This window comes from Pseudomonas taiwanensis DSM 21245 (assembly GCF_000425785.1).
Classification (GTDB): Bacteria; Pseudomonadota; Gammaproteobacteria; order Pseudomonadales; family Pseudomonadaceae; genus Aquipseudomonas; species Aquipseudomonas taiwanensis.
The window spans coordinates 32,837-53,019 of the sequence record NZ_AUEC01000032.1 but is presented as its reverse complement, the minus strand read 5'-3'; the positions used below and the strand labels follow the sequence as shown (position 1 = coordinate 53,019).

The window sequence follows — 20,183 nt, the reverse complement described above, 5'->3', positions numbered from 1 at the left end:
ACATGCCCGTCAACCGGCGTACCGTTCGCTTTCGCGTGACTCAGGAGCCCCACATGCAAGGCAAGGCCCGCAAGGTCGTTCAGGCCATCCTTTACGAAATCATCGCCGTGGCGTGCGTGGCGCCGGCGTTGTCGTTGATGTTCGATGCAGGCATGGCCCATTCGACGGTGCTTTCAGTGCTGATGTCGGGCATCGCCATGAGCTGGAACATGGGCTTCAACTGGGCCTTCGAGCGTTGGGAGGCGCGTCAGCGCCAGCGCACCCGCACGTTGTGGCGGCGGTTCCTGCATGCGCTGGGCTTCGAGGGCGGACTGGTGTTGATACTGTTGCCACTGGTGGCGTACTGGATGGACATCAGCTTGTGGGCGGCGTTGCTCACCAACCTGGCACTGTTCGTGTTCTTCTTCGTGTACGCGTTCGTGTTCCAGTGGGGCTTCGACAAAGTGTTCGATGTGCCGGTCTCGGCGCAAGAAGCAAAGTGTTGACTTCCTGCTTAGCGGCGGGATAACTTCCCTACCCATGAACACATTCCCGCACGCCAACGCCATTATTATTACCGCCATTATCAGTTTGGCGGGCTAGCGCGTACGTGCACCGAACCCGCCCTGGAGGCGGGTTTTTTCTCTCTGACTCCTGGGCAACGTGAAAACAACCAGGAGTCATCGATGACCAACCTCAGTGTCAGCCCGCGTCCCCTCGTCACCCCCCAGCAACTGCTGTCGGAACAGGTTCGGCGCATTCTCGCCGCGCCGGTGTACGACCTGGCGATCGAGACTCCCTTGCAAGTCGCTCCGGCGTTGTCGGCAAGCCTGGGCAACCAGGTGCTGCTCAAGCGCGAAGACCTGCAACCGACGTTCTCGTTCAAGATCCGCGGTGCCTACACCCGCCTGTCACGCTTGAGCACGGCGCAGCGTGAGCGCGGGGTGATCACTGCATCGGCTGGCAACCACGCCCAGGGTGTCGCGTTGGCGGCGGCGCACCTGGGGATCAAAGCGACCATCGTCATGCCCACTACCACCCCGTCGCTGAAGGTCGAAGGCGTGCGCTCCCGTGGCGGCCATGTGGTGTTGCACGGCGAGAGCTTCCCCCACGCGTTGGCCCATGCCCTGAAGCTGGCGGACGATGAGGGGGCGACCTTCGTGCCTCCGTTCGACGACCCGGATGTCATTTCCGGGCAGGGCACCGTTGCGATGGAGATCCTGCGCCAGCACCCAGGTGCGCTGCACGCGATCTTCGTGCCGGTTGGCGGCGGCGGACTGGTGGCGGGCATTGCCGCATACGTGAAGTACCTGCGCCCCGAGGTCAAGGTCATCGGTGTCGAACCGGAGGATTCCAATTGCCTGCAGGCTGCCATGGCCGCCGGTGAACGGGTGATTCTGCCCCAGGTCGGTACTTTCGCCGACGGCGTGGCGGTGGCGCAGATCGGCGCGCATTGCTTCGAGTTGTGCCGTCACTTCGTCGATGAGGTGGTCACCGTCAGCAGCGACGAGCTGTGCGCGGCGATCAAGGACATCTACGACGACACCCGTTCGATCACCGAGCCTTCCGGCGCCCTGGCCGTGGCGGGCATCAAGAAATACGTAGCCCGTGAAGGCGTGCAGGGTAAGGCTCTGGTTGCCATCGACTCGGGCGCCAACGTCAATTTCGACCGCCTGCGCCATGTCGCCGAGCGCGCCGAACTGGGCGAGCAGCGCGAGGCGATCATCGCCGTGACCATCCCTGAGCAGCCAGGCAGCTTCCGCGCCTTCTGCCAGGCGCTGGGCAAGCGGCAGATCACCGAGTTCAACTACCGCTATTATCCAGGCAAGGAAGCGCGGCTGTTCGTGGGCGTTCAGACGCACCCGCTGCATGATCCGCGCGAGCAACTGCTGAACCATTTGCGCGAACAGGGCTACAACGTACTCGACCTGACCGACAACGAACTGGCCAAGTTGCACGTTCGTCACACCGTCGGCGGCCACGCGGCACCAGGCGCCAATGAGCGGGTGCTGCGCTTCGAGTTCCCCGAGCGGCCGGGGGCCTTGCTGGGGTTCCTGGAGCGTCTGGGCAAGCGCTGGAACATCAGTTTGTTCCATTACCGCAACCACGGAGCAGCCGAGGCCCGGGTGTTTGCGGCGTTGGAAGTGCCGGACGACGAGCAGGGCAGCTTGCCGCAGGCGTTGGACGAGATGGGCTATCGGTATTGGGACGAGACGGATAACCCGGCGTATCGGTTGTTTCTTGGGTGATTCCGGGGAGGTAGGGGCGGTGAAGTGGCGGTCTTGTGTTAGGAGGTGATGCGTAGATCGAGCGCCGCCCGCGCGGCGCATCGCGAGCAAGGCTCGCTCCTACGTCGGTTTCGGGCCAATGAATCTGTGGGATATGCGCGCGAACGCTTTAGAGCACGGCGCAATATGGGGTCGTACAAACCAGGCGGACGCGCGCGCCTGTCACTGACGTTACTGGCCCGCAACAAACGTAGGAGCGAGCCTTGCTCGCGATGCGCCGCGCGGGCGGCGCTCGATCTCACCAGCGCCGCCAAGCATCCACCCCCCAAAAAAGCACTTCAGCGCTCCCGCATGAAGAACCCCGCCACATACTTGCGGAAGGTCTCCAAGCTCTTGAAGTCGGCGTAGCGTTTGAAATGTTCGGTCTCAGGCTCTGGCCCCAGCGGCTTCTCCAGCAACGATACCGACAACACGCGATCCTGGTCCGACGTGAGCACCAACTCGTCCATCACCTGGCCACCAATCACCGGTCTGCGCATCTGCACCTTCACGCCCTTGCTGGCCATCCAGTCGATCAACGACACCAGCGCCTTGAGCGGCTCGCGCTCTTCGTCACGGTACACCGGGAACAGGTGAACTCGCGACAGCACCGGCACGCTGGCCACGTGAATCAGCTCATAGAAATGGCTGCCGGCCGTGGTCGGCGAGTAGAGCGCCAACGCCAGCAACGGCCCGGATGCGCGGCTGCCGCCCCAGTACAGGTGGTGGCCCTGGAAGTCGAAGCCGTCCTCGTTGCGGTTGTTGAACAGCTTGCGCCCCTTGATCTGGTCGACGCAGTCGAGTATCAGCCCATGGCGGCGGTGGTTGCCGAACACCGTCGCTTCGCGCAGCCTGGCCTTGAGCATCATCATGTGCTTCATGTCCAGGCGGGTTTCCAGGTAATTGCTGGCTGGCACCCGCGCCAGCAATGGGTAGCGACTGGCCACGCCACGCAGCTCGGCGAACTGCCCGGTAAGGTCCTTCTTCAGGTGCGAGGCATACAGATTGAGGCCGCTGGTCTCCATCCAGGTCAGCAGCAGCGACAGCAAGCGCTGCTGTTCGCGTCGCTCGCTGGTTTCAACGCCGTCGCCAGCCTTTTGGAAGTCACCGATCAGACGCAGTGGTGTATCAGGCGCAAGCCAGGCAACCGGCGAACTGGGCGCTTGCTCGTCCTCACTGTCTTCGCGCTCATCCTTGCTGAATGGGCAGCCTGGAGCATGTTCCGCAGTGCCGGGGTTGTTCTTTAGAAACAGCGTGCCAGTGTTGCCGTTTAGCGTGACATTGAGCACGGGCAGGGCGTCCTTGCGGCAGTCGCATGCCAGCCACTGGTTGGCGCTGCGCACTTTCATCAGCCACTGGTTAGCCTGCAGTAGGCGTGGGCCGGCGAGTGTGCCGTTGGCGAAGCCGACCAGCAGCTCCTCTTCAGCGGGCGTGAGGCTGCGCACCAGCGCGGCGGTCTTGTCGATGATTCGCATTGAGCAGCTCCAAGCTACGAGCCCCAAGCTTCAAGCAAAGCCGCGCGGGTTTCAACTTCAAGCGTGAGGCAAGCTGCCTGGCGCTCAGTTGCCGCCGAACATTTTCGCGGCGCGTGCGCGTATCTCCTCGACGCTGAGGTCTTCCTTGTGGGTTGAGATGAACCAGAGGTTGCCGAACGGGTCTTTCAAGGTGCCGCTGCGGTCGCCATAGAACTGGTCTTGTAGCGGATGCAGTTGGGTGGCGCCAGCGGCGATTGCCTGGGCATAGACGCTGTCGCAGTCCGCGACGTACAGGTGCAGGCCAACGGCGGGTGCACTGATGGTTTGGCTGGCCTTGAGGCTGCCTTCCATGTCGCAAGGGTCGGCGAGCATCAACGACGAGTCGCCGATCTTCAGCTCGGCATGGCCGACACGGCCATCCGGGCCATCGAGGCGAAACATCTCGATGGCGCCGAAGGCTTTCTTGTAAAACTCGATGGCCTTGCTCGCATCCTTGATACCCAGATAGGGGGTGATGCTGTGCTGGCCTTCGGGGATGGGTTTGACTGTCATTTTTCATCGCTCCTTTGACGTGGATGCCGGAAGACCCGGCGAGCGAGCCTCCCAACGTTACCTACTGCATAGAGTCGTTTGCGCGCTTGAAAAATCGACAGGGTGGTTAGAACAAATTCCTATAAACGCTATACCGCCAGCCTGAACTGGCGGCTGCAAGACATTAGAAGATGTAGTCAGTGGTCAGGAAACTCGACTGACGGTTACGGATGATCTCGCTGATCAATGCTTTGTTGGCCTCCTGGAACTTGGTCGCCACCAGGGTCCGAATCGAGAACACCCTCAGGGCATCGTGTACGGACAAGGTGCCCTCGGCGCTGTTCTTGCGGCCATTGAACGGATACGTGTCAGGCCCTCGCTGGCACTGTGCATTGATGTTGATGCGGCCTACCTGGTTGGCGAAGGTGTCGACCAGGTTGCCAATGGTCTGCGGGTCGTTGCCGAATAGACTCAGTTGCTGGCCGTAGTCGGAGTCGAGCACATAGTCGACCACCGTCTGCAGGTCGCGGTAGGGCACCACCGGCACCAGCGGGCCGAACTGCTCCTCATGGTAGACACGCATGCTCGGTGCCACCGGGTAGAGCAGGGCGGGGTAGAAGAACGAGCCTCGGCTTTGCCCACCCCCTTCGTTGAGCACCCGCGCGCCTTTGGCAATGGCATCGGCTACCAGGCCGTCGAGGTAGTCGACCTTGCCCTGCTCGGGCAGCGGGGTCAGCGCTACGCCCGGCGCCCATGGCATGCCCGGCTTGAGGGTAGCGAGCTTGCGTTGGAACTTGTCGAGGAAGGCATCGACCACATCCTCGTGCACGAACAGGATCTTCAGCGCCGTGCAGCGCTGACCATTGAACGACAGGGCGCCGGTGACGGCTTCTTCCACCGCGTTGTCCAGGTCAACGTCGGGCAACACGATGCCGGGGTTCTTGGCGTCCAGGCCCAGGGCGGCACGCAGGCGGTGCGGGCGCGGGTGAAGCTTCTTCAAGTCACTCGCCGCCTTGTGGGTGCCGATGAAGGCGAACACGTCGATGTCGCCACTGGCCATCAGGGCACTGACGGTCTCGCGCCCACGGCCATAGATGACGTTGATGACACCTGGCGGGAAACTGTCGCGGAAGGCTTCGAGCAACGGACGAATCAACAGAACGCCGAACTTGGCCGGTTTGAACACCACGGTGTTGCCCATGATCAGTGCCGGGATCAACGTGGTGAAGGTTTCATTGAGTGGGTAGTTGTATGGCCCCATGCACAGTGCCACGCCCAGCGGCGCTCGGCGGATCTGGCCGAGGGTGCCCTGTTCCAGCTCGAAACGGCTGGAGCGGCGGTCGAGGTCCTTGAGGGCGTTGATGGTGTCGACGATGTAGTCGCAGGTGCGGTCGAACTCTTTTTCCGAGTCCTTGAGATTCTTGCCGATTTCCCACATCAGTAGCTTGACCACTGCCTGGCGTTGCTCAAGCATGCGGGCCAGGAAGGTTTCAACGTGCTGGATGCGCTCTGCTACGCGCATCGTCGGCCAGGCACCGCGGCCCTTGTCGTAGGCCTGCACCGCGGCATCGAGGGCGGTGAGTGCGGTATCGGCATCGAGCAGCGGCGCACTGCCGAGGATGACTTGGCGCTCTGTATCGCTTTCCTTGATCCAGACCGGGCTGCGGACGGTGGCCAGGGGGCCGTCCCAGCGCTTCAACTCGCCATTGACGAGGTATTCGCGCTGTTCCAGCGGCGCTCCCAGGCGCCACGCTTCGGGGATGTCATCGGCAGTGGGAAACAGCGAATCGAGCAGACGGTCCATGGGTACTGCACCTCACATATTTGGCAGGGTGAAACGCTTCAGCACCTGAGCATGCACCCGCCGGAAGAAAAACACCAGTCTGGCTCAACATTGCCCGGTTTGCGCCGATACACAGTCAATCGACCTCCAGCATCGGGACCATGAGCATTTTTTACCCATCTCCAGACGAGCCGGCCCCGACGTCAGAGGCCATTCGCCGTCATGCCAGCCGTTTGTTGCCCATCGGTTTCGCCCTGGTCGGTATCGGCTTGTCGGTGTTGCTTGGCCGGCTCGATGTCCAGCGTGAACGCAGCGACCAGGTCAGCACCTTGAGCGCGCAGTTGTCGGGAGTGCGCGCAGCGCTGGAGGCGCAGTTACGCGCGGCGTTCGGCGAGACCGAAGGCATCGCGCAATTAATTGCCGCCGATGGTGGTATCAGCCCTGAGCATTTTCGTGTCATGGCACGCGAGGCATTGGCGTCGGTGCCTTACATGCGCCATGTGGCGCTGGCCCCCAACGACGTGATCCGCGATATCTATCCGCGCAAGGGTAACCAGGCGGTCATTGGCCTGGATTATCGCAGTCTGCCGGACCAGTATCCGGTGTTGCAGGCGGCCAGGGAGCGGCATCAGCCGATACTGGCCGGCCCGGTGCACCTGTACCAGGGGGGCACGGCGCTGATCTATCGGCGGCCGGTGTTCATGGCTGACGAGGGGAGCGCCAAGCGTTATTGGGGCAGCGTGTCGGTGGTGACCGATGTGGAGCGGCTGCTGGTTTCGGCCGGTTTGCGGCCTGACCTGAACATTGCCATCGCCTTGCGCGGTGTCGATGGCAAAGGCGGTGAGGGCGCCATGATCTGGGGGGATGCACGGTTGTTCGAAAGGCCGCTGCTCAGTCTGCCGGTGGAGGTGCCGGGTGGGCACTGGCAGCTGGTGGCCGCGCCGCTTCACGGCTGGCCGTTGTTTCCAGGGCTGCTGGCTTCCCCCTGGTTCCTGTTCTCGCTGGGTTGTACCGGGCTGCTTACCCTGTGCATCTCGCAACTGAGCCGCAAGCAGCGTCTGTTGCACCTGCGGAACGTGGAACTCAGCGAATCCCAGGCCAAGCTTGAGCGCTCCGCTCATTACGACACCATCACCGGGCTGCCCAATCGTGTGCTGTTCCAGCAGCAACTGACCCAGGCTATCACCCTGGGACGTGGCCTGGCGGTGTTGATGCTCGACATCGACGGTTTCAAGCAGGTAAACGACAGCCTCGGCCATGCCATGGGCGACTTGCTGCTGCAGCAAGCTACCGCCCGTTTTCTCCAGGAGCTCGACAGTGCCGACCGCGTGTGTCGCCTGGGGGGGGACGAGTTCGTGTTCATGCTCCAGGGTAGCCAGGGTCAGGTGAACCAGCAGGTGCGCGCACTGTTGCGCTGCTTGCAACGGCCATTCGACCTCAACGGCAATGCTGGCCTGGTCACAGGCAGTATCGGTCTGGCCTGGTGCCCGCAGCATGGTGCGGACGCCGACAGCCTGTTACGACATGCCGACACCGCGATGTACGCAGCCAAGGAGGGCGGACGCAATGCCTGGCAGCCTTACCAGCCTGAGATGACCGAACGCTTGCAACAACGCCTGGAACTGGAGCGCAATCTGCGCCGGGCGCTGCAGAACAATGAATTCGAGCTGTGGTACCAGCCTAAGCTCGACCTGTTCAGCGGTCGGTTGGAAGGGGTGGAGGCGTTATTGCGCTGGCGAGACCCGGAGCATGGCCTGGTTTCCCCCGGTGAATTCATCCCGCTGGCCGAGCGTACAGGTTTGATCATTCCCCTGGGCGAACTGGTGCTGGAGCTGGCCTGCGCGCAGATGGCAGCCTGGAGGGACCACGACTGCCTGCCCGGGCCATTGGCGATCAACGTGGCGGCACTGCAGATCGAACGTAGCGATTATGTCAGCACCTTGGCACTGGCCCTGGAGCGGCACGGCTTGTCGCCCAGCCTGCTGGAGGTGGAAATCACCGAGAGCCTGTTGATGGAAAGCCAGCAGCAGGCCTGCGCGGTACTGGCCCAGCTGCAGGCGATGGGTGTCGCAACGGCCGTGGACGACTTTGGTACTGGGTATTCATCCTTGGCCTATTTGCGCGCCTTGCCCATCGACCATCTGAAAATTGACCGTGCCTTCATCAAGGACTTGCCCGAAGACGATGATGCGGTGGCGGTGGCCCGGGCCATCGTCGACCTGGGGCACGCCCTGGGTTATCGCATCACCGCGGAGGGGATCGAAACCCAGGCGCAATACGACTTCCTGCGCAACACAGGCTGCGACCAGGGGCAGGGCTATTTGCTGGGGCGGCCGATGCCCGCTGCCGAGTTCCAGCGTTGGTTGCACCAACATCCACAACGCCAGCGATCGACGGGCGCCTGACAGGCGCCGGCGGTGCGTCGTCCGAGCGATTACAGGGCGGCCAGGCAGGGCTGGTCCAGGTAGCGCTCCTGAACCTCGACATTGCAGGGGGGCTGCGTCAATTCCAAGGCGCTGATCTCGAAGCCCCCGACGACCACTGGCTGCCGCAATGGCGGCTCTGCGGTGTGTTCTGCCAACCCTTTGGCCATTTTGGCGTGGTTCATAGCAATTTCACTAAGCGTTGACACGTTACATCTCCGGTGACTGACCAGGCGCCATTGCACGCGTGGGTAGGCAATAAAAGTTGGCCGTTGCTGCGTCGGAATGTCGTCTTGCTTGGCGGCGAAAACCGATGTTGCAAACGACACGCCAAGCCATTGGGCAAAAGAATAGCTGGGGTGTTGAAAACGACGAGTGGTTTAAAACGGCGCAATACGCGATAAACCGAGGTACTCAAAGAGAACTTCAGTCAAAGAAATATTGACGCCATAAAACAGCACTCGATGGTGTCAAAGTGCCGCTTGCAAAGGGGTAGCCTTGCATCTTTAATTATCGCTGAATAGGCGCGCATTATTTTCTGATTAAGTCATGCGTATCAAGTGTTTAAATACACGTTTCGCGATGTATCCAGATCTTTTTCCGACCTGCCCACAGACAACATCACAGGACGTCGAAGAAGCAATGAAAAAGACCTTGGCGGCGGTTGCTCGCACATTCATCTCTCCCTCCACGCGTTACGAGATCAAGACTGCTTCGCACAAGATACGTGAGCTGATGGGGCGGGCATGTGTCTGGCGTTGGGAGGTGGCTCGCTTCCGGCTGGGTCAGGAGAGTCCGTACGAGGTGCTGTACATCGGCAGAAAGCAACAGCGCGAGCTGGCTCAGGTACTGATTTCCGGCAAGGAGCAAGGGGAGGCGGGCGAGGGGCACTCGACGCCGGTTGCATCGGGGCATGTGGTGGTAGTCAGCGAAATGCCCACCTCAGGCGCCTTGACGGTTCCCCATTATCTGAGCGCCGTGGTGCCGCTTGGTCGGTCGCTGGAGGATATCACCGCACGCTACGACAGCGAGTTGAGGCGCAGCATCCGTAAGAACCGGCCGCTTTACAGCATGCGTCAGGCGTTGTCCGATGAGGACATCGCAATGGCCGATACGCAGTTGCTTCGCCCCTATGCCACCGCCCGGCAAGGCGGCAGGGCGGTGCAGATCCCCAGTGAAGAGGTGCTGCGCCTGGCCAAGGGCTTTGGCCGTCTCGACCTGATCACCCTGGGCGACGAAGTCGTGGCCTGTCATCTGGGATGCGAAGTCGTTCGAGGTGGCAAGCGCTACTGGAGTACGGTGCGCTTCGGCTATTGCGAGGCTGTGTTTTCGGACGCCAGAAAACTGCGCGAGGTCAATTCGATCACCACGTTCATGGCCCTTGAGTGGGCGCTGGCCAACGGCTTCGACTATTACGACATCGGCATGTGCCTGGCGCGGCCCGATGACGGGCTGCTGAAATGGAAACGACGGCGCGGTGGCGATGTCGACCCCTTCGGTAACTACGGCTACCTGTTCGTTCGTTTACCCAAGACCGGCATTGCCCGGTTTTTGTGGGACACCCCCTTGTTTGCCGTCGAAGGCGACAAGTTGACACTTCACCTGGGCCTGCCTGAGGGGCCGAGCGAAGAAGAGATTGCCAGCCGTTACCGTGAAATGGTGTTCGGCGGCCTGCACAAGATTTATCTCTATGGCGCACGGACGGCTGCCGAGCAATTCGTCGAAACCTTGCGCAGTCGTTATGCCGACGTTCAGTCCCCGCCCAAGATGGAAAGGGTGTTGTCCAATTGATCCGCATTAAGGAAGAACACGGATCAGCTGATTTTTTGGCGATTAGCCGCGCAGCCTTGGGAGCTCACTATGGGAAGCGATGTCACGCCCTTCAGTGCCACACCTGCTAGGGGTCGAAAAAAATTGACGCTGGCCGCCTACAAATACATCGCCCGCAAACGGTTCTCCCGACAGGCAGAGATCGACCTTAAAAGCATTGCCGAGAAAAGTTGGGAGATTGCCCCGAGTGAGACCACTGTGTCGCCACGCGCTATCTTCCTGCCCAACCAGCTGGAGCGTGTAACCGGTTGGGAATTTCATCCCTTCGAGCACCCGCGCCGGACGATGGAAGGCGGCTTGACCGTCGACCATGGCGCCACGCGAGGCTACCTGATCAAGGATGTATGGTTGATCGACGGTGCCCTGTACAAGGACGATGCCTGCCACTGGCTGTCCTTGCGCCCTACGCATTTTCCCGGAATTGTCGTAGAGCATGAAATCGAGCGTGCGGCGGCCTATTGCACGCTGCACGGCAACTCCTGGTTCGGCACCTGGTTGATGGAGGATTGCGCGACGTATCCGTTGGCTTGTAATGAGGGCGTACCGATTACTACAGCGCCTTCGGCGAAATTCCCCTTGTTCGCCCAGGCCCCTGCATATGAAGACTGGTTGGGCATGCGGCCGCTGCGTTTGCGTAATGCCTTCATTCGCGAACTGGTGTTGTTCGATGACCAGAGCAATAACCGCAACAGGCACCTGCGTTACCGGGGCATGGGGGAGAAGTTGCTGTCCCATGTCGAGCATGCGCCCCATCCTGGTGTTTTCCTGTTGCGCGGTGGCGATGGCGAACTACGGCTGTTGCGCAACGAGCTTGAGATTGCCGAGCACCTGCGCAAGCACCGAGGCTTTCGCATCATCAATCCCCTCAAAACCGATGTGCCGAGCATCGTGGCGGCCTGTGCAGGTGCTAGAACGGTGATAGGTGTTGAAGGCAGCCAGTTGGCGCACGGCGTGAATGTACTTCAGGACGGAGGCTCGGTGCTGGCGCTACAACCGCCTAACCGGTTCGTCAGCTACTACAAGTTCATGACCGATCGTGATCACCAGCATTTCGGTTTTGTGGTCGGGACACCGGACGGCGAGGGTTTCAAGATCGATATCGACGAGGTTGAGCGCACACTGGATCTACTGCCGTCATAAACCGGTTGCCTGTACCGCGTCCCCCCTCTCACCGGCACGCGAGGCCTAAGCTCTGTACGAAAAGCCTTGCTACCCGGTGATGCTGCGTTGAGAACAGCCTCGGAAGGCTCATTTACAATCCGTAAACGCCGCTTCCTCGGCTGTTTTCCCCTTGTCTGACCTTCGTCTCAAGACTGTTCACGCAGAGCCTGGAATGCGTCAAATCTGGGTTGGACTTACAACGATTAGCATTTGGGTTATCACCCGTGAAACACATCGGCTGTTTCAACGCAGTGACAACCCGCGCGGTGAATCCGGGTAGGGCACGGCGTATGTTCAGACTCGTCGCGTAAGGGTTTTGCAATGGAATCAACGTCTTCGGTCAATGGGGCGTAACGCGCAAAAGCCTACAAATTTAACCTGGCAACTTTTTGACGATATTGGGCCTGCCTCATTGAGATATATTATGGTGTCGGATCGTTGACGTAATATCATTGTGCCCATAAGCTCCAATCAGCAGCTAATAAGACACTTCCTTCCCCGTGTTTATCCTCTTTGTCAGGAGGGGATCATGCGCTCGACACTGTTCATTAAATCTATATTTTTATTGATACTTTTGAGTGGCGCTGCGCGCGCTGCCGACTCCTACATCAACCAGGCGAGTGTAATTCCGTTGGCGACGGCTGGCTGGCTCTTCGCAGTCGCTGTCATCGGCTTCGTCGTCGTGGCTAACCGAAGAAAAGTTTGATTTTTACAAGGAGAGTCAACGACTTGGGTGCCCTGTCGGGCATTTGACGCGAGGTCGTTGGCATCAGGGGTCGCAGCTTGTCAATTCGCGAGCCGTTGCTATATTCCACTTGCCGACAACCTGAAGGTTGCCTGGTTGCAGTGAGTGGTTTGTGGTGTCGCGGTCAACCGTCGCAACAGGTGGTTTGACCGGTGTGGAGCGAGAAGCTGTTTTTTGTTGTTCTCACATAGTGCTCTTTACATGGCTACTTGCCTGGAGGGATCCCCCATGGTGCGTTTGATGTGTTCTGTGCTCTGCGTGCTGCTGGTTGGGGTGGGTACCAGCCATGCCGAAGATCAGAGTCCGGTTTACCAGCTCAGTGCCGGCGATAAATTGATGATTTCCGTGTGGCAGGAAGAAAGCTTGCGCCAGGAAACCACGGTCCTGCCCGATGGCAGTATCACCTTCCCCCTTGCCGGGCGTGTCGATGTCGCCGGTCTTGATGTCACGACCGTCGCGCAGAAAATCAAAGTCAAACTCGAACCCTTCTTGGCCGATCCGCATGTAAGCGTCGTGGTCACCAGTACGGCTGGCAATCTCGTCTACGTGCAAGGTAAAGTGATCAAGCCTGGGCCGGTTGAAATGTATGGACCCACGGCAGTGTTGCAGGCGCTGAGCATGTCAGGCGGCCTGGACAAGTTTGCGGACGAAAGCGAAATAAAAGTTGTTCGCCAAAACGGCGACTCACAAAAAGTACTGCCAGTACGCTACAAGGATTTGGTGTCTGGGCGCGACATGTCCACCAATTTCCAACTGCGCGCTGGTGACACATTGATCGTACCTTGATCTTGCCATGTGCAGTAAGGCTCAGAATGCCGCTTCTCAGAAATACGGGTGTTGCCACAGCACTCTTGATTTTGCCGTACTCGGGGATGGTTCATGCCGCTATCTGGCACAGTTCGGTTGCCGTACCGACGACGGTCGAGTATGACAGCAACCCCTTGCTGCTGACGTCTGACGAAAAGGCAGTGACGCGCACGATCATTGCGCCTGACTTTGGCCTGGTCGGCACGCTCGGCCGCGACGAGTTCAGTTTTGGTTTGGGCGTGCAAGTGCTGCGCTCGTCCGACACGGCCATTATCAAGGACCGTGAAGACCCCAACGTCAGCCTTGGCTGGCAGCGGGAAACGGAGCGGGGCCGCTTCGGCCTGAGGGCGAACTACAACGAAAGTTCGACGTTGTCGGCGCTGGTCCAGGACACCGGCGTGGTGACAACCGACGGCACGCAGAAGCTCTCGACGGTGACCGCCAACTGGAGTGATGCCATTACCGAACGCAGTACGTTGGCCAACGAAACCACGTACTCCCACGCCCGATACGACATCACCACGCTGACCGGTTATGACGAGCTGGCGAACGTGCTGACCTGGACTTACAACTGGAGCGAGCGCACCGACCTCTATACCAGCTTCATCGCACGGCGTTACGAGCCGCAGGACGACACCACGGCGTTCGCCTCCAACAGCTACACGCCTACGGTGGGGTTGAAGTACCAGTTCTCCGAACGTTTCACCGGGGATGTGCATGTAGGGGTAAACCAGGTGTCCGGCTCCGAAGGGGGCAGGCGCGGGGAGGGAGGGGTCTCGCTGCGCTACATCGGGGAACGAGCCGATGCGATTTTCAGTGCCGAGCGAAGCACCATTGCCAGCGCATCCGGGGGCTTTGCCGAACTCGATGCAGTACGTGGCAGCTGGAGTTATGCGCTTACCGAGCTCACTCGTGTGGGGCTGGATGCCTCCTGGCAAGACGCCAAAGGCACCACACCCAACACTTTGCAAAGCTACAGCGCGTGGGCGAGTCGTGAACTCTCGCCTTTTTGGGATCTGCGCCTATCGTTGATGTACAAGGAACGCCAGCAAGACAACTTGCCGGATGCAACAGGCACCATCATTGGAATGACCTTGACGTATAGATTACCCGACCTCTGAATTTCAGCGCGGTGGCCTCTATGAAGTCTGAATACGAACTGTCCCTCAAAGATTACCTGGCAATCATCAAGGAAAGAGCCCTGCTGTTGGGGGTCAGTATCGTGGTCATTCTTGCACTCACCGTGGCAGTCGCTGTCACGGTCCCTCCCATCTACCAGTCGACCGGCACCATTCTGGTGGAGTCACAGCAAATCTCGCCAGAGCTGGTGTCGGCAAACAACAACAGTTTTGCCGATGAACGCATCGAAGTGATTCGCCAGCGGGTGATGACCCGCGAGAACCTGTTGCGCATCATCGACAAGTACGGCCTGTTCGCCGACAAGGGCAAGCAATTCAGCGAGTCGGACAAGATCGAGAAGATGCGCAACTCCATCGTGGTCGCCACCGTCAGTACCTTCGTGAAGGGACGCGGCGAGGCAACGGTGGCTTTCAATGTGTCCTACGAGGACAAGCGTCCAGAAGTGGCCAAGGAAGTGGCCAACGAACTGGTCACGCTGTTTCTCAACGAGAACGTCAAGCAGCGCACCGAGCGGGCCAGCGAGACCACCGAGTTCCTGACCCAGGAAGCGAACAAGTTGGGTGCCGAACTGGCGAGCCTGGAGAACCAGCTGGCCGACTTCAAGCAGGCCCACGCCAATGCCTTGCCGGAGCATCAGGAGCTGCGCATGAGCATGCTGTCGCGCTCCGAGCTTGAGTTCAGGGAAGTCGACCGTGACTACAAGGCCGCGCAGGAAGAGCTGCGTTACCTGGAGCTGGAACTGTCCGCTGCCAAGGCCGGGTTGACCGTCAAGCCGGACAACGGCAGGAGCGTGGCAGATCAACCGCAGGACCTGGCCAGCCTCAAGGCAGAGTACGCCAGGCTGCTTGGCAGGTATAAAGATGCCCACCCTGACGTACAGGCGGTCAAGCGCAAGATCCAGGCACTTGAAACCGCCGGCGGCAATGGTATGGCAGTAGCTGAGACGAATCTGGATGCAGCCCGGGTGCGCACGCGCATCGAGGCTGCGCAATCACGCATCGCCTCGCTTGCCGAGCAAAAGCGTCAGCTGACCAAGAAGATCGAAGGCTACGAGGCGGAGATTCTTGAAGCGCCTCAAGTCGAGCGTGGCCTGGTGACGTTGATGCGCGATCACGATAACGCGCGCAAGAAGTACGAAGAAATTCGCGCCAAGGAGATGGGCGCGAAAATCACCGAAAGCCTGGAAGAGGAAAACAAGGCGGAACGTTTCGTGCTGCTGGAACCGCCGCTGATGCCGGAAAAACCCGTCAAGCCCAACCGCAAGAAAATCGTTGCCTTGGGGGTATTGCTGGCCCCGGCCGGTGGCGGTGCACTGGTGATGTTGCTGGAAATGCTCAATCAGCGCGTACGCGGTGTGGGTGCCCTGGAAAGCCTGGTGGGCAAGCGTGTGCTGGTTGCAGTGCCGTTTATCTCCACCCAGGCCGAGCTGGCCCAGCGCAAACGCTCGCGAACCCTGATGGTGGTCGCCGGGTTGTTGTTGGTTGCTATCATATTAGCGATGGTCCATTTCTTGTACATGCCGTTGGACCTTCTGCTTTTCAAAGCTATGGCTCGGTTTGAATAGGGAACAGCAGCGATGGACAGAATTACGCCGGCTATTGGAAAACCCCTGCACCAGGTATCGCCCAACGCTTCGGACACGCCGCTACCTGCGGTCGAGCAAACCGAAGTACTTGGCCCATTCGACTATGTACAAACCACCGTTGTGCCGCTGCGGGCCGAGCACCTCGAGCGACACCGAATCGTGGCGTACAACAAGAACTCGAACATGAGCTGGGCCTTCGACCTCCTGCGTACCCAGGTGCTGCAGGCCATGGAGGAAAATGGCTGGCGCACCTTGGCCATCACCTCGCCGACACCCGAGGCAGGCAAGACGGTGCTGGCAATCAACCTGGCGATGAGTATCGCCCATCACACTACCAAGACCGCACTGCTGGTGGACTTCGATCTGCGCCGTCCAAGGGTGGGTGCCAGCCTTGGGTTGCCGATGGGCAAGGCCATGAACGAACTGTTGTCTGGCAAGGCCGGACTGGAAGAGGTGCTGGTCAACCCAACGTTGCCGCGCTTCGTGGTGCTGCCGACCCGTGAGCCGATACCGCTGTCCACCGAGGTGTTGTCTTCGCCTAGGGTGACCAACCTGATCGGCGATCTGCGCGATCGCTACGACTCGCGCATCTGTATCTTCGATCTGCCACCGCTGCTCAGTTCCGACGACGCCATCACCGTGCTGCCGAAGTTCGACTGCGTGCTGTTGGTGGTGGCCAATGGTCAGAACAGCAAGAAAGAGATCGAAGACTGCCTGTACCACTTGGGTACTGCCAACCTGATCGGCGCGGTACTGAACAAGGCAGAGCCGCAGACTCGCTCCTACTATTGATTGAAGGCGACCGGCATACCCTTGGCAGTCAGTGCCAGGGGTACTGCTGCTCCCAACTCCAGGCGTGCGAGACGATTTGCTCCAACGCGGTGAATTGCGGTTTCCATCCCAGCACGGTTTCCGCCTTGCCGGCATCGGCGACCAGCGTCGGTGGGTCGCCGGCGCGGCGCGGCGCCTTGTTGACGTTGATCGGCCGACCAGTCACCGCGCGGGCAGTGTCGATCACCTGCTGGACGGAAAAGCCTTGGCCGTTGCCCAGGTTGAAGACCGTGCTGGTGCCGCCCTTCAACAGATAATCCACGGCCAGCGCGTGCGCCGAGGCCAGATCGTTGACATGGATATAGTCACGGATGCAGGTGCCATCGGGGGTATCGTAGTCATGGCCGAACACGGTAATCGCCTCGCGTCGTCCTGACGCGGCCTGCAAGATCAACGGGATCAGGTGGGTTTCCGGTTCATGGCATTCGCCGATCTGACCGCCTGGGTCTGCGCCGGCGGCGTTGAAGTAACGCAGGCATACCGATTTCAGTCCATAGGCCCGGTCGAAGTCCTCCAGAATCTGCTCCACCATCCATTTGCTGCGCCCATAAGGGTTGATCGGCAGCTTGGGGTGTTGCTCGTCGATGGGGGTGTACTGCGGGTCGCCATAGACGGCAGCTGTGGAGGAGAAGATCAGGTGCTTGATGTTCGCCCGTACCATGGCATGCAGCAGGGTCAGGGTGGCTGCCACGTTGTTCTGGTAGTACTTGGCAGGGTCGGTGACCGACTCACCCACCTGGATGTGGGAGGCGAAGTGGAAGACCGCATCGAAAGGGGATTCGGCGAACAAGGTGTCCAGTGCGTGCTTGTCGGCGACATCCAGCCCGACCCACTTGATGTCAGGGCGTGCTTGCGCGATATCCGCCACGACCACCTCGTGACCTGCGTCCGCCAGGTACTTGACCATGTGCGAACCTATATAGCCTGCGCCTCCGACAACCAAGTACTTCATCCAATCCTCCTGGAACAGATTCAGTGTTGAGGGCCTGCCAATACAGGTCTTTTCAGAGCGTAGAAGGCCGAATGGCCTATTTCAAGAACAGCCAATTGGCCATGTGCTGGCCGTCGAAGTTCAGGGTGTAGCGGCCATTTTCGTAACGGGCTGGAAGCACTGTTTCTTGTCCCGAGGCACTGCGGGCATAGGCCTTCAGGCCCGGCGGTGCGGCGATACTCAAGGCGCCGACCAGGGGCTCGACATAGAACGGGGTGCTTTTGTCTTCCTTGGGCACGGCCCGCGTGCCGAGCGAGATCAGCAGGCTGTGCGACTGGCCGAGCGGCTGGTTGTCCAGGCTCTGCACGGCCACGCTGGCATAGGGCGTCTTCAGTTGCACCTGAAGGTTCGACAAGCGGGTCGAGCGGCCGCCGAGCCAGCCGCTGGCGACCTGGGTCTTGGGCGTATCGATGGTGTAGAGGCCTTGCTGCCAATTGCGCGTGATCTCACCGGTATCCGTGGTGGCCTGGGTGGCATTGTTGTCGAGCAGCGACTGCTCAGGGTCATGCAGCAACTGGGCGTTAGCCGGGATGTCGCTTTGGGCGAGCCATGGCAATTGCGGCGTTTGCGGCAGGGCGATCTGCAACATGCCTTTTTCCATGGCGGTACGCAGCAGCACCGAATCACTCGGTGAGATCGAGCGGTTGAACAAGGTTTCGACCGACGGGGCGAAGACGTAGCGGGTCTGCGCCTGCTGCACATCGCCGCGTCGATACAGCAAGGCCGCCGCCGGGAGGGTGGCGATCAGGGCAGGGTCGTTGTAGGCATGCCAGTTGTCCGCCGTTTGCCTGCCATCGCCAAGCCCCTCCTGGCTATAGGCATATTGCATCAATGCGTCCCAGCCCTGATGGCTGGCGGTACCCGCCACGATCAAGGGCAGTGAGTGGCGATCGGGGAGCGGGAAGGGCTCGTTGTTCCACTCCGTGACGGTCAATGGCTTGCCCACTACCTGGGCGGCTGCCAGCCAGTCGACCAGCCCATCGCTGGTCAGCGGGTTTTTTTCCAGCTGGCCGATGCCGCCGTAGCTGTGAACGTCGATCAGATCGCCCGTGGTGAGCGCCGGCAGCGAACTCAAGCCATTGCCGCCCCAGCTACTGGTAGTGGCGATGGGCACTTTCACGCCGATCTTGCGCAGGTGTTCGATCATCTCGACATCGAAGCGATGCTCCAGGTCGTTGAGGAACAGCTTGGCCGGGCCATGCTCCCAGGCGCGCCAGGTGGCGTCCTCCGGCAGGTCATGGCGACTGGCAAACGCCTTGGCCTCATCCATGTAGAGCCGGCTGTGTCTGGGCACATTCTTGTCGGGCAACAGCGCGTTGCCGAAGTGATGGGTGATGTCGTTCTCGTTGGTGATCAGCACCGCCGCGATGGCGGGGTCGTCCTTGTAGGCCAATTGGGTATAGGCATTCACATGGTTCAGGTACTGCTCGGCGAACTGCTTCATGCGTTGTTGAATGGTGACGTTCACATAGGCGTAGCCTTTGAATTCGGCTCGCCCGTATTGTTTGGGCAGTTCATCGAAGCCATAGATGCCGTCGCTGTCCATCAGCGAGCGCTGTACGTGCAGGTCGAGCCACACATAGATGCCTTCCTCCTTGAGGCATTTGATCCACAGATCGAGTTTTCTCAGCGACTCGGCATCGAGTTGCTGGGTGTTCTTGATCGTCCTGCCATCGCCGAAGATGTTGGGCAGCACCCAGAGTGAGTCATGGTGGTGCAGGCGCACGAGGTTGAAGCCCAGTGCCGATAGGCGCTTGGCTTGTTGCTTGATGTATTGGTCCGGGGTGTCGAACAGGGCAGAGGCCGACAGGTTGGTGCCCCAGAAACGCACGGGCGTGTTGTCGGCGAACACCAGTCGTTCACCGTCAGCCTTGACGAAGCCGTGCTTGCCAGCTGGTTTTTCTGCTGCGTTGAGAAACGACAGGTCGACCGGCGAGGTTTTCCAGTCCAGCTGGTCTTGTGGCCAGCTTTTCGGGTCGCTCAGGCCAAACCGTTCGGACTGGGTCTGGCCGATGGCGATGTCGCCCGTCACGCTCAGCACCGCGTTGATCTGTTGCCGGCCTGGGGTTATCTGGCGGTCATAGAAGAATGCGCGCACCTCATCCGGGTTGCCACGCTCGAAGTACACCTTCGCCAACGGTGGTTCGAAGCGCATCTCGACACGGCGTTTACCTTCCGTACCCCAGGCCCAGCCTCGATTGCCGGGGAGCAATTGCGGTGCACCCATTTCGCCGGCGAACAGCGACGGGTCGAAATTGAACACCAGGCCGCCGCCCATGACATCGTCGTGCCGTTGCTCGGTCTGCAGGTCGAATGCCCAGGTCAATGATTGCGGGGTGTCCTTGCGGATGTCTGCGACGAGCTTGAAGTTCAAGTCCTTGTTTTCACCGGCGAGGGTGTACTGCTGCGGGGCTTTGACCGTGAAGGTGGGGTAATAGCCGGTCCAGTTCCACTGTTGTGCGAAGAAACTGAACTTGGCGATCATCGCCGGCCCGCCACCCCGGGTGATGTTGGGCAAACCGTTGCGCTCTTCGATGTTGACGGCCCAATCGGACGACCACGTTGCCATGGGCAACGAAACCAGGCCAAGCAGGGCCGTGGCCCGGATGAGGGAATGCAGGGGGCTTCGTGTCAT

At 60.2% G+C, this 20,183-nt stretch carries 16 protein-coding genes; 10 read left to right on the top strand and 6 right to left on the bottom strand.

Translation table 11 applies throughout. The features are described 5' to 3' along the window. Positions 1–53 precede the first annotated feature (53 nt). Together H620_RS0115160 and ilvA are read left to right on the top strand one after the other, a co-directional pair. Complete coding sequence (locus H620_RS0115160; protein WP_023380452.1) at positions 54–485, top strand: PACE efflux transporter; 432 nt, start codon at positions 54–56, stop codon at positions 483–485. 180 nt (positions 486–665) lie between these two features. Then, positions 666–2,228, top strand: a complete 1,563-nt coding sequence (gene ilvA, locus H620_RS0115155; protein WP_027907586.1) for a threonine ammonia-lyase, biosynthetic — start codon at positions 666–668, stop codon at positions 2,226–2,228. 317 nt (positions 2,229–2,545) lie between these two features. Here the strand turns inward: ilvA and H620_RS0115150 are convergent, their stop codons facing one another. The 3 genes from H620_RS0115150 to H620_RS0115140 all read right to left on the bottom strand — a co-directional run bounded on the left by H620_RS0115150 (position 2,546) and on the right by H620_RS0115140 (position 6,056). Next, entirely contained in the window at positions 2,546–3,721 is a 1,176-nt protein-coding gene (locus H620_RS0115150; protein WP_027907585.1) for a hypothetical protein, read from the bottom strand. Positions 3,722–3,805: 84 nt separating this feature from the next. Continuing rightward, entirely contained in the window at positions 3,806–4,273 is a 468-nt protein-coding gene (locus tag H620_RS0115145; RefSeq protein WP_023380455.1) for a VOC family protein, read from the bottom strand. Positions 4,274–4,436: 163 nt separating this feature from the next. After that, positions 4,437–6,056 (bottom strand): NADP-dependent glyceraldehyde-3-phosphate dehydrogenase, encoded by a 1,620-nt coding sequence (locus H620_RS0115140; RefSeq protein WP_023380456.1) that lies wholly within the window; start codon positions 6,054–6,056, stop codon positions 4,437–4,439. A gap of 140 nt (positions 6,057–6,196) precedes the next feature. On the opposite strand from H620_RS0115140, the gene H620_RS25795 reads away from it, so the two are divergent. Beyond that, complete coding sequence (locus H620_RS25795) at positions 6,197–8,440, top strand: putative bifunctional diguanylate cyclase/phosphodiesterase (protein ID WP_049818790.1); 2,244 nt, start codon at positions 6,197–6,199, stop codon at positions 8,438–8,440. A gap of 29 nt (positions 8,441–8,469) precedes the next feature. On the opposite strand, the gene H620_RS0115130 is transcribed toward H620_RS25795, so the two are convergent. Continuing rightward, on the bottom strand, positions 8,470–8,643 hold the full coding sequence (locus tag H620_RS0115130) for a hypothetical protein (RefSeq protein ID WP_189673033.1): 174 nt from the start codon (positions 8,641–8,643) through the stop codon (positions 8,470–8,472). Between the two features lie 457 nt (positions 8,644–9,100). Between H620_RS0115130 and H620_RS0115125 the strand changes: the two genes are divergently transcribed. The 7 genes from H620_RS0115125 (at position 9,101) to H620_RS0115095 (ending at position 16,518) form a co-directional block, all read left to right on the top strand. Next, the gene (locus H620_RS0115125) at positions 9,101–10,249 is read left to right on the top strand and encodes a GNAT family protein (RefSeq protein WP_027907583.1); all 1,149 of its coding nucleotides are present in this window, start codon (positions 9,101–9,103) and stop codon (positions 10,247–10,249) included. Between the two features lie 69 nt (positions 10,250–10,318). Continuing rightward, positions 10,319–11,428, top strand: coding sequence for a glycosyltransferase 61 family protein (locus H620_RS0115120; protein ID WP_027907582.1), 1,110 nt, complete (start codon positions 10,319–10,321; stop codon positions 11,426–11,428). A gap of 550 nt (positions 11,429–11,978) precedes the next feature. Further along, positions 11,979–12,155, top strand: coding sequence for an EPS-associated small membrane protein EppA (gene eppA, locus H620_RS27205; protein WP_023380460.1), 177 nt, complete (start codon positions 11,979–11,981; stop codon positions 12,153–12,155). A 267-nt stretch (positions 12,156–12,422) separates the two neighbouring features. Continuing rightward, positions 12,423–12,980: a polysaccharide biosynthesis/export family protein gene (locus H620_RS0115110; protein ID WP_023380461.1), complete on the top strand. Its 558-nt coding sequence runs from the start codon at positions 12,423–12,425 to the stop codon at positions 12,978–12,980. A 26-nt stretch (positions 12,981–13,006) separates the two neighbouring features. Continuing rightward, positions 13,007–14,122, top strand: coding sequence for a hypothetical protein (locus H620_RS0115105; RefSeq protein WP_027907581.1), 1,116 nt, complete (start codon positions 13,007–13,009; stop codon positions 14,120–14,122). A 20-nt stretch (positions 14,123–14,142) separates the two neighbouring features. Then, positions 14,143–15,705, top strand: coding sequence for a GumC family protein (locus H620_RS0115100; RefSeq protein WP_027907580.1), 1,563 nt, complete (start codon positions 14,143–14,145; stop codon positions 15,703–15,705). Positions 15,706–15,717: 12 nt separating this feature from the next. Then, entirely contained in the window at positions 15,718–16,518 is an 801-nt protein-coding gene (locus tag H620_RS0115095) for a CpsD/CapB family tyrosine-protein kinase (protein ID WP_023380464.1), read from the top strand. Between the two features lie 28 nt (positions 16,519–16,546). Here the strand turns inward: H620_RS0115095 and galE are convergent, their stop codons facing one another. Next, positions 16,547–17,509, bottom strand: a complete 963-nt coding sequence (gene galE / locus H620_RS0115090) for a UDP-glucose 4-epimerase GalE (protein WP_027907579.1) — start codon at positions 17,507–17,509, stop codon at positions 16,547–16,549. A 76-nt stretch (positions 17,510–17,585) separates the two neighbouring features. Continuing rightward, positions 17,586–20,183: a cellulase family glycosylhydrolase gene (locus H620_RS0115085; RefSeq protein WP_027907578.1), complete on the bottom strand. Its 2,598-nt coding sequence runs from the start codon at positions 20,181–20,183 to the stop codon at positions 17,586–17,588.